Raw genomic sequence first — 12,401 nt, 5'->3', positions numbered from 1 at the left:
CCGGTGCTGGAGGCTTATTTGCCATGGAAGGAAAAAATTAAGAGAGCATGTAAATAGAAAAAGGTTCCAGAGTCGATAGGACTTTGGAGCCTTTTCAATATACTTTGTTATTGGGCGGTTACGGTTATACTAGTATCAATCCTAAATATTTTTCATAATCTCCTTAAAAAGCACCGGCCTTGTGGTCGGTGCTTTTTGCTAGCTTTCTAAGAGATAAGTATCCCAGCTGGGCTTGTTCGGAAATCGAAAGTGGTCAGCTAAACGCATGGCGATAGGATCACAGTCATCAGCCTCAAAGCTAATTTGCTCATATTGTTCAAATAGGGAGCCAATAACTGCTTGGATGAAGGAATCAAAGCTTTGTTCATCTTTTCCGCATACGTAGGCTATCTCAATGTTTTCTACGAAGGCCCAGTTTTCTGAGTCTGTATAAACCAGGTCGGGAAAGCCCTTTTCAAATTCTTCTTGACTGGCAGTCCAAGGGTTGATATCTTGATGAACTGTCTGATAGTGGTTAAAGACTTGTTGGCTAGCTCTTTGGTAGAGTGCGGTGCCTTTGCGGACTATGTTTAGGTTGGTAGTGCCTGTTTGACTGAGATAGTCTTGTTTGGTCACTTCAAACTCATAACATTTTCGTTTGCAGACAAAGCCAGCTGCGGTGAGGAAATGGATTCTTTCCTGCTCTGCAGAGGAGAGCATAACTTGAAGAGGTTTTCCGCCTAAGGAAGTTTGTAGGGACTGGAAGAGCTGCTCTGCTATGGTGCAATTGTAATCGACCAAATCCAGTCGAAGATAGGCATTGGTTTGGTGGTAGGGGTTGCTGTAGGTTTGGATGCTGCCGACTGGTCTTCCTTGATGAGAGATGTGGAAGGTGTTGGCTTGGTAGGAAATGTCTAGCATTAGTCTTGTATAAAAGCTACAATTTCTTCTTCCGTCATGCTGGAGTCGCAGCGGACTTGGACCCCGCTTGCTTTTGCGACGAGGAGGCCTGGTACGGTAGGAACTTGGTAGTGGTCGCGGAGGGCCTGGAGTTGAGGGCTGACTTGGCTGGAGTCAAGGAAGTGGACGGTCACTTGCTTGTCTTGGGCGACCTTGTGGAGTTTTGGTGCAAAGCGGTTGCAGTAAGGGCAGGTTGCTCGTCCGATGAAGAGAACAGCCCCCTCTTTTGCAGCTAGAAGGTCCTGTGCCTGCTCCACAGTTACGCTAGTAAAATCTTGGATGTAGTCTTGGAAGTTCATGATGTTCTCCTTTTTTTCTTTTATTATAGAAAAAAACAGAGGAGATTTCAAAATTCTGCTACGGATGGGGCTGGGCTTTTGCTTTCAAAATTCATCATTTTAGGGTATAATGGTCAAAGATAGTCAAAGAAAGAGGCGATACTATGGCGATGAAGAATACATCAGATTATATCGAAGAACATATCAAAGCCATCTTGGACCAGGTCAATGTGGCAGAGTTGCGTCGGAGTGAATTGGCCAGTCGGTTTGAAGTGGTGCCAAGTCAGATTAACTACGTGATAAAAACCCGTTTTACAGCCAGCCGTGGTTATATTGTTGAGAGTAAGCGTGGTGGCGGTGGCTACATTCGTATTGGTCGGATTACCTTTTCGGACAAGCACGAATTGGTTCATGATTTATTGAACAATATGGGCGAACAATTATCCGCGACGGTATATGCGGATATTTTACAACTCCTTTTTGATGAAGGTTTGATGACAGAACGAGAAGGCAATCTCTTTTTGTCCACAGGCTCTGATGAAATATTAGGAAAAGATGCAAGTGTCATTCGCGCTCGCATGATGCGTCAAGTCTTACGACGCTTAGATAGGAAAGAGGATTGATTCATGAAAATTTCAACTGGTTTACAAAGAGTATTTGAAGATGCTCAGTTGGTTGCCCAACGTTATGCCTGTGATTACTTGGAAACCTGGCATGTTCTCTTATCATTTGTCATCAACCATGATACCGTTGCGGGAGCTGTCTTGGCAGAATATCCTGTTTCGATTTCTGACTATGAACATGCGACTTTTGTCGTGACAGATAAGGTTTATCGCGAAGAGTTGGATAGTTTCCGTATCTTGCCTTCTTCAAAACGTTTGGATGAAACGGCTAGTTTGGCCAAGAAAATTGCTGGAGTTGTCAATGCCAAGGAGTTAGGTACAGAACATTTGTTTATGGCTATGCTCTTGGATAAACGTTCAACAGCTAGTCAGATTTTGGACAAGGTTGGTTTTCATTTTGATGACTCAGATGATAAGATCCGTTTCTTGGATTTGCGTAAAAATTTGGAAGCCCGTGCAGGATTTACTAAGGAAGACTTAAAAGCAATCCGTAGTGTGATGAAGGGTGGAAAATCCAAGGCTACGAATATGGGGCAGATGATGGGCATGCCTCCAGCTCCACAGACTGGTGGATTAGAGGACTATACTCGTGATTTGACCGCTTTGGCCCGTGAAGGCAAGATGGAGCCAGTCATTGGTCGTGATGCAGAAATCTCGCGGATGGTTCAAATCTTATCTCGTAAAACCAAGAATAATCCTGTCTTGGTTGGGGATGCAGGTGTTGGTAAAACAGCGCTTGCCTTGGGTCTGGCTCAGCGTGTGGCAGCTGGGGATGTCCCTGTTAGCTTGGCCAAGATGCGAGTTTTGGAACTTGACTTGATGAATGTGATTGCAGGGACCCGTTTTCGTGGTGATTTCGAAGAGCGGATGAATAATATCATCAACGACATTGAGGAAGATGGTCAAGTTATCCTTTTCATCGATGAATTGCATACGATTATGGGTTCTGGCTCGGGGATTGATTCAACCCTGGATGCGGCCAATATTCTCAAACCTGCTCTGGCTCGTGGTACCCTACGTACAGTTGGGGCGACGACTCAAGATGAGTACCAAAAACATATTGAGAAAGACGTAGCCCTGGTTCGTCGTTTTGCCAAAGTGATCATTGAAGAGCCGACAGTGGAAGATAGCATTGAGATTTTAACTGGTTTAAAAGGAACGTTTGAGAAATACCATAGGGTCCGTATTGGACAAGCAGCTGTAGAGACTGCCGTGACCTACGCTAAACGGTATTTGACCAGCAAAAACCTGCCAGATTCAGCCATTGATTTGCTGGATGAAGCCAGTGCAACGGTACAAAATCGAGTGAAAGGGCAGGCTGAGGAAACAGGTCTGACCAGCATAGACAAGGCCTTGATGGCTAGAAAGTACAAGACCGTCAGCAAGCTCTTGCTTGAAGCGAAAGAAACAGTGAAAGTTAGTCAACACTATGACTTAGAAGTGACGGAAGAGGATGTTTTAGAAACTCTCAGTCGCCTGTCTGGTATTCCTGTAGCCAAACTCAGTCAGTCAGATACCAAGAAGTATCTGAATCTGGAAGCAGAACTGCATAAACGTGTCATCGGGCAGGAAGAAGCCATTTCTGCAGTCAGCAGGGCCATTCGTCGGAATCAGTCAGGTATTCGGACAGGTCGCAGACCGATTGGTTCCTTCATGTTCCTGGGACCAACTGGTGTCGGTAAGACAGAACTTGCTAAGGCCTTGGCAGAAGTTCTCTTTGATGACGAATCAGCCCTTATCCGTTTTGATATGTCTGAGTATATGGAGAAATTCGCAGCCAGCCGCTTAAACGGTGCCCCTCCGGGCTACGTAGGCTATGAAGAAGGTGGCGAATTGACGGAAAAAGTTCGTAATAAACCTTATTCTGTTCTTCTCTTTGACGAGGTTGAAAAAGCCCATCCAGATATTTTTAACGTGCTTTTGCAGGTCTTGGATGATGGTGTTCTAACGGACAGTAAGGGACGTAAGGTTGATTTTTCAAATACCATTATTATCATGACGTCAAACCTTGGAGCAACAGCCCTTCGGGATGATAAGACGGTTGGTTTTGGTGCCCTTGATTTGTCTAAGGACCACAAGGAAGTGGAGAAACGCATTTTTGAGGAATTGAAAAAAGCCTATCGTCCAGAATTTATCAACCGTATTGATGAGAAAGTTGTCTTCCATAGCTTGACAGAGTCCCATATGCAGGATGTGGTCAAGGTCATGGTTAAACCGTTGTTAGCTATAACAGCTGAGAAAGGAATTAGCCTTAAACTGCAACCGTCCGCCCTCAAGTTATTGGCTAAACAAGGTTACGACCCAGAAATGGGAGCTCGTCCTCTTCGTAGACTCTTGCAGACCAAATTGGAAGACCCATTGGCAGAAATGTTGCTCCGTGGTGACCTGACTACTGGTTCGACCTTGAAGGTTGGGGTTAAGGGCGAAGAGCTCAAGTTTGATGTGGTCAAATAGGAGGAAAAATGGTAGAACTAAGACCGCTTCTGGAAGAAGAGCGTGAAGAATTTATCCGCCGCAATCAAGTAGCTTTTCGAGAAGCCTTGAAGGAAGAAATGCCAGAGGGGGAAGAGGTGATTAGCCGTAAGGAAGTCTTGGAAAGCCTGCTTGCCCTAAAGGCTCAAGCCTTTCAGGTCTATTGGAAAAATGACTTGGTAGGCGGTGTCGTTGTGCAGATTGATTCAGCAACCAATCACAACTCCTTGGACCTCTTGTTTGTTGATGGCAATTATAAGGGCAAAGGCTTGGGTTTGACCATCTGGCAGGCTATTGAGCAAGCCTATCCAGATACAGAAGTTTGGGAAACCAACACCCCGCATTTTGAAGTTCGCAATATTCATTTCTATGTCAATAAATGTGGTTTCCAGATTGTGGAGTTTTTCAATCCAGCTCACCCTATGGAACATGTGCCTGACTTTCCAGACACAGAATTGTTCTTCCGTTTTGAAAAAAGAATGAGATAGTTGAAGAGGTGGGCTTGTTCGCCTCTTTAGCAAGTAGAAAGGAAATCTATGAATCAAACCGTAGCTGTTGTTTTCGGAACCTTTGCCCCTATGCACAAGGGACATTTGGATTTGATCGAGCGAGCAAAGTTGGCCTGTGGTCAAGTTTGTATTGTGGTGTCAGGATATGACAAGGATCGTGGGGATTTGATTGGTTTAGATTTGACCAAACGATTTCAGTTTGCTCAAGAACAGTTTAAGGAAGATGATTTGGTCAGAGTTTGTGTCTTGGATGAAACAGACTTGCCTCCCTATCCAAATGGCTGGGACCTTTGGTTAGATCGTTTGTTTGGTTTGTTGGACTTGTCAGAACATCAAGTGCCAGTCTTCTATGTGTCTGAGGAAGAATACGCCCAGGAGCTGCACAGTCGAGGCTATCAAGCTCATTTTAGTCCTAGAAAATTTGGCATTTCAGCGACTCTCATTCGCGAACACCCAGAGCAGTATCGAGACTATATTGCACCAGCATTTGAGGATTTCTTTAGGTAACTATATAAATAGGCGATAGAGCTTGGAAATGCTTAAAGTTGATTTTGTATACCTTTTAGTATTTGTTTTCTGTAGTTTGATAGGGAGTTAGTATGATAAAACTGATAGCAACAGATATGGATGGGACCTTCTTAGATGGTCAAGGAAGTTTTGATAGAAAGCGATTTTCAAGTGTCTTGGAGAAGCTAGCAGAGAAACAGATTCCATTTGTCATTGCGAGTGGGAATGGGATGGGCAGGTTATTGCAGCTTTGCCAAGGATTTGAAGACCGGTTAATCTTTGTAGCAGATAATGGAGCCCATGTATATCAAAATGGCAAAACAATGATTCGACGTGCTATTCAGCAAGAAGAAGTCGAAGCAATACTGCATTTTTTCAAAGGACGTTGGGCGGATGTATGTCTGATGTTGTCCAATGAAGAAAATATTTATATGCAGGCGGGGGCCGGACTGCCTTTTGAGGGAACGGATTTACCGATTGAACCTGCCCAAATGGCTGCCTTCCAGAGTCGTGTAACCTATTTAGACGACCTCAGTGCCTATCCAGTTTCAGAGTCGATATACAAGGTTGGTCTCTGGGTTCCTGAAGCGCGTGTAGAATCGATAACGGAAGAGTTTAATCAGGCTTTCCAAGGTCAGCTGGTTGCACTAACCAGTGGTTATGGTTCCGTTGATATCTTACCGCAGGGTATCCATAAGGCATGGGGATTGGAACAGGTTTTGACCTGTTTGGATATCGAACCTAATCAGGTGATGGCCTTTGGTGATTCTGATAATGATATTGAGTTATTGTCCTACGTTGGGTATTCCTATGCCATGGAAAATGCGACAGACAAGGTCAAGGCGGTTGCCAAATACATGGCTCCAAGCCATTTGGAAGCAGGTGTGCTTCAGGTCATTGAAGAATATATTTTATAAGTATATAGAAAAAAGCTAGTGCTCTCAATCCAGAGAATTCTAGCTTTTTTTAATTTCCAACGCTGGTGAACTTGGTCATACCATAGCGGAAGAGCTTATAATTGATGGCAAATAAGACCAGGACAACCAGTGGCAGAGCCAGTCCCCACATAGACAAGTCTAAGAAATAGAGGGCTGGGAAATAGGCTGTAAAAGCATAAGGGAAAACAAAAATCAGCAGGATTTGAATGATTTTTGGATAGATATTGAGCGGATATTGGGCCATCTGATTGAGTGCGAAAATTCCCATAGTCAAAGGAAATGATTCTACAATCCAAAATGCAAGAGAAGTTGGTCCCAGCTGAATAGCTGCATAGAGTAGGCCGATACAAATGGCAATAAAGATTAGTAGGGCTAGTTTTCCAAGACTCCATTCCATACCTAATTCTTTAGAAGCTTGGGCTAGTGCGAGGGAACCGATAAGGGTTGTTCCGATTCCTTGTGGCTGGATTCGTTCGCAGATTAGCTGAAAAAGAGGATTGACAGGCATGAGGAGGAGGCGTTCAAATTCGCCTTGTCGGATGTAGCGACTGCCAAACATCCAGAGATTGTCAAAGAATATCAAGTGAATGGAGCGTCCGACGGTGGCTATTCCATAGATGAAAAGCATTTGACCGTAGTTAAAACCAGCGATTTCCTTGATATTTCCAAAGAGGATGTTGAGGAAAATCAAGTAGACAATTTGTTCAATCAAAGAGGAGAAAATCCCGATGAAGAAGTCCACCCGAAAGGACATCTGGGCCATCATGTAGACCTTGATGTTATATAGATAGAGGCTGATATATTTCTTCATGTTAACCTCCAAAAATGACAATACGACGCTTGGCCTGAGACCAAAGAGCAGCGATGAAGCAGGCTAGAATGGGTATCCAGATAACTTGCAACCCCAAAGCGGTTAAATCGCTTTCCTGTCCCAATAAAATGGAAACGGGAACGTTAACGGCATAATTATAGGGAAGGAGTTTCAAAAAGTTTTCCACAGCCTGTGGATAGAAGCTGAGTGGCAAGAGTGCGCCCGAGGCTAGATTGAAAAGTCCCATTCGTAGGAGCATAACTCCCCAGGCATTGACCGTAAAGAATGTTAAGAAGCCAAAAGCCATATCCAGCAATTGAACGATAAACATCCCTAGGATGGAGCTGACTAGAAAGAGCAAAATAGTTTTTCCGTCAGGTAGATAAAAATCCTGATGAACAAGTAAGATACCGATAAATACGATGGCAAATTTTATCAGTTCCAAGAGCTTATTTCCAAGGTCTTTGAAAAAGAGGGCTAGGATAAAGGAATAGGGTCTGAGAAATTCTCCAGCAATACTTCCTTTTAAAATGCTATGGGACAAATCTTCTCCGAGTGAGAAAGAATTTAAACTGGCTAGTAGATTGGCAAAGATGATGTATGTAGTAAAGGTTTGTAGGGTAAAGCCATTGACTTCTGGTTGAGTGAAGAAAATGGTTTTCCAGACATAGAGAGCTACCAAAATCTTCACTGCCAGTGAAACGAAAGTCGCTAGAAAGAAAGCCTTGTACTGCATGGCATTCATCATGGTCAGGCGGGTCATGTAGAGATATTTACGCATGGATACCCTCCTCATAAATTTGGCGGACCATGGTTTCAATTTCCAATTCCTTCATGGTGACATCTTCTACCGAATAATGATTAAAGATTTGCTCAATCACTTGGGCACTGGTCCAAAACTTACTTTGGTAGTGGATTTCAAAGTGAAAGTCATCTATTCGTTCAAATTCCCAGCCTTCTAGTTGCAAGTCTTTTTCAATCGGCTTTTCTGTGGAAAAGAGAATGGTCTTCACTGTGGAAAAGCGTTCTTTGAGGACGGTCAGAGAACCATCGTAGACCTTTTTGCCCTTATCAATGATAAAAATCCGTTCACAGAGGCTTTCGATGTCCTTCATATCATGGGAAGTAATCAAAAAAGTGGTCTGGTATTCTTGATTCATATAGCGGATGAAGGAGCGAATGGTCTCCTTGACGCTGGCATCCAAACCGATGGTTGGCTCGTCCAAAAAGACAACGGCAGGCTGGTGGATAAAGATAGCCGCAAATTCACAGCGAACCCGTTGGCCCAGTGACAGATTACGGATTGGTTGCTTCATAATATCAGCCAAGTCCAATAGATCAATCAAGACAGCCAATCGCTCTTTGAATACCTTATCTGGAACATCATAAATTTTTGCATGAAGGATAAAAGATTCCTGGACAGGCAAGTTCCAATCCAAATGGGATTTTTGTCCGAAGAGAACGCCGATTTGCTTATTGACAGCCTTGCGATTTTCTTGTGGATTGAGGCCGTTGATTCGGACTGAGCCCTGGTCTGGATAGAGGACTCCCGTCAGCATTTTGATGGTGGTCGACTTACCGGAACCATTGGAGCCGATATAGCCGATGATTTCGCCTTTTTTGACCTGCAAGGAAATATCTTGGACGGCAGGAATTTTCTTTTTCTTGGGTTTGAAAAAGGCCTTAATAGAACCTTTGAGACCGACTTCCTTATCTATGATGGAATAGGTTTTTGATAGATGTTCAGCTTGAATCATTTCATCATCTCCTTTAAGAAAACGTTTGCACGATAAGACTATTATACCATATTTCTTAAGGGGTGAAGGTAGAAAATAATGATTACGGTAACATTTTGATTAGAAAATCGGTCATATATTGAGGAGATTCTTGCTTTCCATTTTTTATCCAAACCTGCATGATACCGAAGAAGGCATGTGAAAAATAGATGCTGCTGTATTCTTTTTCAAGTGGTGATAAATCTTCTTTCCCAAAACGCTCAGCCAAATCATTTGCGACCAGCAATCTGACTTTGTTAATCAAGAAATTTTGGATTTCTTGAGTTCCGTTATGAGTCAGTAGGGCTGAGAGTAATTTTTCACGATAGAGCAATTCGAAAATTTCTAAAAATGATGATTGGCGATTGCCATCATAACGGTCAAATTTAGCCTCTAATTTGTGAAAAAGTCCCTGTTGATAGGAGTCAATCAATTCATATTTATCCTTATAATGGGTATAAAAACTAGAGCGACTAATTCCTGCTGTTTGAGCGAGGTGGGTGGTTGTAATTTCGTTAAATCCTTGAGTTTCTAGGCAAGTCACCATTGCTTCTAAAATGGCTTGACGAGTTCGTTCTTTCCGATTATCTGTTCCCATTTTGCTCCTTTTATACATTTTTAGACACATTGTCCAAAAAACGATTCATATTACTTGATTTTGAAAATGATACTTGTATAATATATTTTATCAGTTTTTGGACAGGATGTCTAAAGGAGGTTCTTATGTCGGAAAAAGTAAAGAATTTTTTCAAAAAACCAATGACCTTGATCACCATTCTCGGTGTTTCCTGTGTCCCAGCCTTATATAACATTAGTTTCCTAACCTCTATGTGGGACCCTTACGGCCGACTAGACCAGTTGCCTGTGGCAGTTGTCAATCAAGACCAGTCGGCGAGCTTTCAAGATAAAACCCTCACCATTGGTGATGATATGGTGGATAATATGAAAGAGAGCAAGAGCCTGGATTTCCACTTTGTATCAGAAACGGATGCGGAAAAGGGCTTGGAAGAAGGGGACTATTATATGGTCATCACCCTACCAGAAGATTTATCAGAAAAAGCATCCAGTCTCTTGACGGATCAGCCTGAACCACTAACGATTTCCTATCAAACATCTAAAGGTCACAGCTTTGTCGCTTCTAAGATGGGCGAATCAGCCATGGAAAAATTGAAAGCGTCTGTTTCAGAGACGATTACTGAAACATACACCTCAGCTGTTTTTGACAGCATGGGAGAGATTCAAAACGGCATGGTTGAGGCAGCAGATGGAAGTCAACAATTGACCGATGGAGCTAGTCAATTAGAAACCGGAAGTCAGACTCTATCATCAGGCTTATCTACCTTATCTTCATCAGGTCAATCACTGGTGACAGGAGCAAACCAATTGGCTGCTGGAGTTGTGTCTTATACAGATGGAGTCAATCAGGCTGCTTCAGGAAGTCAAACACTTTCCAGTGGCTTAACAACCTACACAAATGGGGTAGCGAGTCTTGCTTCAGGTGCAGAGCAATTAAATGCCAATTCCTCTCAGCTCATCGCTGGGGTGGGACAATTGCAAACAGGAGCAAGTCAGGTCGAACAACTGGTAACAGGAGCCAATCAATTGCAGGCAGGCTTGGAGCAACTCGCTAGTTCAACTGGTTTGTCTGCTGAACAGTCTAGTCAAATACAGGCCTTATTGACAGGGCTTCCTCAGTTGCAGGCAGCCATCAATCAATTAAATGATAGCCTATCAAGTATCGGAGGACTTGCAGTAGATACCACTACTCTATCTAGCCTCTTGACGGAGATGGGGGCTCAGGCTCAAGGATTGTTGACTGCAGCCCAAGCTGATAAAACAGCCAGCATTGAAGCCTTGCAAGCAACGGCTACCTATCAAAACTTGACAGCTGATCAGCAAGCTGAATTGGTTGGTGCCCTTCAAAACTCACCTTCGACAACAATGACAGCAGCCCAAACGATTTTGGGTCAATTATCTCAACTGAGTCAAGCCTTATCTAGCCTACAAAGTCTTTCTGGTATGGCAACGCAATTAGGTCAATTGCAATCAGCTGTCGGTCAGATCAACACGGCTGCCAATCAAGCATTGCCAGGTGCTACAACAGCCATTGAAAACCTATCAAGTGGATTGAGTCAGGTCAATACCGCCTTGAACCAGCAAGTTCTACCAGGAACTCAAGCCTTGACGAGTGGTGTGAGTCAACTTCAAACGCAACTGTCAAGTGGAGCTAGTCAACTCATGTCAGGAGTAACAGCCTATACCGCAGGTGTTGCTCAATTAGCAGAGGGTGGAGCTCAGTTGGTTGCGAATAATAGTAGCATCCAATCTGGAGGTAGCCAGTTAACATCAGGATTGGCGACCTTAGCTGCTAACTCTAGTCAACTTGTCAGCGGTTCAGGACAACTGGCTTCTGGTAGTCAGCAATTAATTTCTGGTGCGGATCAATTAGCTAGTGGCGGTCAAACCTTGACAAGCGGTATTTCCAGTCTTCGTACAGGTAGTGAAACCCTAACGAATTCACTCAGTTCAGCCAGTCAACAACTATCAGTCATCTCTGTAGAAGACAAAAATGCACAAGCAGTTTCTCAACCAGTCACCTTGGAACACAGCGACCAAGATGATGTGAAGACCAACGGTGTCGGAATGGCTCCTTATATGGTATCAGTCGCACTGATGGTTGTAGCCCTATCAGCGAATGTTATTTTTGTCAAACACATTGATAATCGTTCCTACAAAAATCGTTGGGATTGGGCTAAAGGGAAATTGTTACTGAATGGTACGATAGCCAGTCTAGCAGCATTGATTCTGTACGGTGTTCTTCGCTTGATTGGAATTGATCCGGCTCATCCAATGGCAACCTTGGGATTAATCCTCTTAGCCTCTTGGACCTTCATGGCCCTCGTTACAGCCCTGGTGGGTTGGAACAATCGTTTCGGATCCTTTGCAAGTTTAATTATCTTGTTACTACAGCTTGGATCAAGCGCAGGTACCTATCCAATCGAACTTAGCCCACGCTTCTTCCAAGTCATTCAGCCCTATCTTCCAATGACCTATTCTGTTTCAGGACTTCGTCAAACCATTTCAATGGTTGGAAATAGCAGTCATCAAGTTTGGATGCTGAGCCTCTTCTTAGTAGGCTTCATGGGATTAGGTCTCTTGATTTATAATCAAAAAGATGAATAATGAGAAAACCAACTGTCCACGCAGTTGGTTCAGATTGCAGACAAACATCGTTTTGGTGTTTGTCTTTTTTACTGTTTTTAGGGAAAAATAGCTGTTTTGGTGCTTAAACCGTAACCGCCCAATAACAAGGTATCTATCTAATCACTCCCTCCTCCTGTATACTGTTATAAAAAACATAACTGGAGGATTTATTATGTCACAGCCCATCGTCCCATTGACTGTTCCCAAAACTAGACACTTTGAGAAGAAAGGTAGAAACGATATTCTGATGAAAATTCGCCTCGGAAAGGTGGAAGTCACATTTTTCCAATCTATCAACCATGAAGTAATGGAAATAATCTTGGATAAGGTACTGCACTATGACCA

Annotated in this window: 12 protein-coding genes; 6 read left to right on the top strand and 6 right to left on the bottom strand. The window is 43.3% G+C overall.

All coding sequences use genetic code 11. The features are described 5' to 3' along the window. Positions 1 to 198 precede the first annotated feature (198 nt). On the bottom strand, positions 199 to 900 hold the full coding sequence (locus C1E99_RS03285) for a GNAT family acetyltransferase (RefSeq protein ID WP_105206571.1): 702 nt from the start codon (positions 898 to 900) through the stop codon (positions 199 to 201). Beyond that, positions 900 to 1,238: a thioredoxin domain-containing protein gene (locus C1E99_RS03280; protein ID WP_105206570.1), complete on the bottom strand. Its 339-nt coding sequence runs from the start codon at positions 1,236 to 1,238 to the stop codon at positions 900 to 902. Before C1E99_RS03280 ends, C1E99_RS03285 begins: the two co-directional genes overlap by 1 nt. A gap of 143 nt (positions 1,239 to 1,381) precedes the next feature. On the opposite strand from C1E99_RS03280, the gene C1E99_RS03275 reads away from it, so the two are divergent. The 5 genes from C1E99_RS03275 (at position 1,382) to C1E99_RS03255 (ending at position 6,245) form a co-directional block, all read left to right on the top strand. Beyond that, positions 1,382 to 1,840, top strand: a complete 459-nt coding sequence (locus C1E99_RS03275; protein ID WP_105108258.1) for a CtsR family transcriptional regulator — start codon at positions 1,382 to 1,384, stop codon at positions 1,838 to 1,840. 3 nt (positions 1,841 to 1,843) lie between these two features. After that, positions 1,844 to 4,294 (top strand): ATP-dependent Clp protease ATP-binding subunit, encoded by a 2,451-nt coding sequence (locus tag C1E99_RS03270; protein WP_105206569.1) that lies wholly within the window; start codon positions 1,844 to 1,846, stop codon positions 4,292 to 4,294. An 8-nt stretch (positions 4,295 to 4,302) separates the two neighbouring features. Further along, the gene (locus C1E99_RS03265; RefSeq protein ID WP_202863384.1) at positions 4,303 to 4,800 is read left to right on the top strand and encodes a GNAT family N-acetyltransferase; all 498 of its coding nucleotides are present in this window, start codon (positions 4,303 to 4,305) and stop codon (positions 4,798 to 4,800) included. 48 nt (positions 4,801 to 4,848) lie between these two features. Then, positions 4,849 to 5,328, top strand: a complete 480-nt coding sequence (locus C1E99_RS03260; protein WP_105108260.1) for an adenylyltransferase/cytidyltransferase family protein — start codon at positions 4,849 to 4,851, stop codon at positions 5,326 to 5,328. A 92-nt stretch (positions 5,329 to 5,420) separates the two neighbouring features. Further along, a complete protein-coding gene (locus C1E99_RS03255) occupies positions 5,421 to 6,245 on the top strand; it encodes a Cof-type HAD-IIB family hydrolase (protein WP_105206568.1) in 825 nt (274 codons plus the stop codon). A gap of 49 nt (positions 6,246 to 6,294) precedes the next feature. On the opposite strand, the gene C1E99_RS03250 is transcribed toward C1E99_RS03255, so the two are convergent. The 4 genes from C1E99_RS03250 to C1E99_RS03235 all read right to left on the bottom strand — a co-directional run bounded on the left by C1E99_RS03250 (position 6,295) and on the right by C1E99_RS03235 (position 9,450). Beyond that, positions 6,295 to 7,077 (bottom strand): ABC transporter permease, encoded by a 783-nt coding sequence (locus tag C1E99_RS03250; protein ID WP_105206567.1) that lies wholly within the window; start codon positions 7,075 to 7,077, stop codon positions 6,295 to 6,297. Position 7,078: 1 nt separating this feature from the next. Continuing rightward, positions 7,079 to 7,858 carry an ABC transporter permease gene (locus tag C1E99_RS03245; protein ID WP_029175054.1) on the bottom strand — a complete coding sequence of 260 codons (780 nt, stop codon included), beginning with the start codon at positions 7,856 to 7,858 and terminating at the stop codon, positions 7,079 to 7,081. After that, positions 7,851 to 8,834, bottom strand: coding sequence for an ABC transporter ATP-binding protein (locus C1E99_RS03240; protein ID WP_105206566.1), 984 nt, complete (start codon positions 8,832 to 8,834; stop codon positions 7,851 to 7,853). The genes C1E99_RS03245 and C1E99_RS03240 overlap by 8 nt, the downstream gene beginning before the upstream one ends. A gap of 82 nt (positions 8,835 to 8,916) precedes the next feature. Beyond that, positions 8,917 to 9,450 carry a TetR/AcrR family transcriptional regulator gene (locus tag C1E99_RS03235; protein WP_105206565.1) on the bottom strand — a complete coding sequence of 178 codons (534 nt, stop codon included), beginning with the start codon at positions 9,448 to 9,450 and terminating at the stop codon, positions 8,917 to 8,919. A 125-nt stretch (positions 9,451 to 9,575) separates the two neighbouring features. On the opposite strand from C1E99_RS03235, the gene C1E99_RS03230 reads away from it, so the two are divergent. Beyond that, a complete protein-coding gene (locus C1E99_RS03230; RefSeq protein WP_105206564.1) occupies positions 9,576 to 12,035 on the top strand; it encodes a YhgE/Pip domain-containing protein in 2,460 nt (819 codons plus the stop codon). The last annotated feature ends 366 nt before the right edge of the window (positions 12,036 to 12,401 follow it).

The organism is Streptococcus suis (genome assembly GCF_002964045.1).
Lineage (GTDB): Bacteria > Bacillota > Bacilli > Lactobacillales > Streptococcaceae > Streptococcus > Streptococcus suis_U.
The sequence above is the reverse complement of the archived record's forward strand: the minus strand, read 5'-3'. Positions and strand labels throughout refer to the sequence as shown.

Excerpts from the sequence above, each read along its gene's own strand:
- C1E99_RS03270 (WP_105206569.1), top strand. The coding sequence starts at position 1,844 with ATGAAAATTTCAACTGGTTTACAAAGAGTATTTGAAGATGCTCAGTTG.
- C1E99_RS03260 (WP_105108260.1), top strand. The coding sequence starts at position 4,849 with ATGAATCAAACCGTAGCTGTTGTTTTCGGAACCTTTGCCCCTATGCAC.
- C1E99_RS03245 (WP_029175054.1), bottom strand. The coding sequence starts at position 7,858 with ATGCGTAAATATCTCTACATGACCCGCCTGACCATGATGAATGCCATG.
- C1E99_RS03280 (WP_105206570.1), bottom strand. The coding sequence starts at position 1,238 with ATGAACTTCCAAGACTACATCCAAGATTTTACTAGCGTAACTGTGGAG.
- C1E99_RS03285 (WP_105206571.1), bottom strand. The coding sequence starts at position 900 with ATGCTAGACATTTCCTACCAAGCCAACACCTTCCACATCTCTCATCAA.
- C1E99_RS03250 (WP_105206567.1), bottom strand. The coding sequence starts at position 7,077 with ATGAAGAAATATATCAGCCTCTATCTATATAACATCAAGGTCTACATG.
- C1E99_RS03240 (WP_105206566.1), bottom strand. The coding sequence starts at position 8,834 with ATGATTCAAGCTGAACATCTATCAAAAACCTATTCCATCATAGATAAG.
- C1E99_RS03265 (WP_202863384.1), top strand. The coding sequence starts at position 4,303 with ATGGTAGAACTAAGACCGCTTCTGGAAGAAGAGCGTGAAGAATTTATC.
- C1E99_RS03235 (WP_105206565.1), bottom strand. The coding sequence starts at position 9,450 with ATGGGAACAGATAATCGGAAAGAACGAACTCGTCAAGCCATTTTAGAA.
- C1E99_RS03275 (WP_105108258.1), top strand. The coding sequence starts at position 1,382 with ATGGCGATGAAGAATACATCAGATTATATCGAAGAACATATCAAAGCC.
- C1E99_RS03255 (WP_105206568.1), top strand. The coding sequence starts at position 5,421 with ATGATAAAACTGATAGCAACAGATATGGATGGGACCTTCTTAGATGGT.
- C1E99_RS03230 (WP_105206564.1), top strand. The coding sequence starts at position 9,576 with ATGTCGGAAAAAGTAAAGAATTTTTTCAAAAAACCAATGACCTTGATC.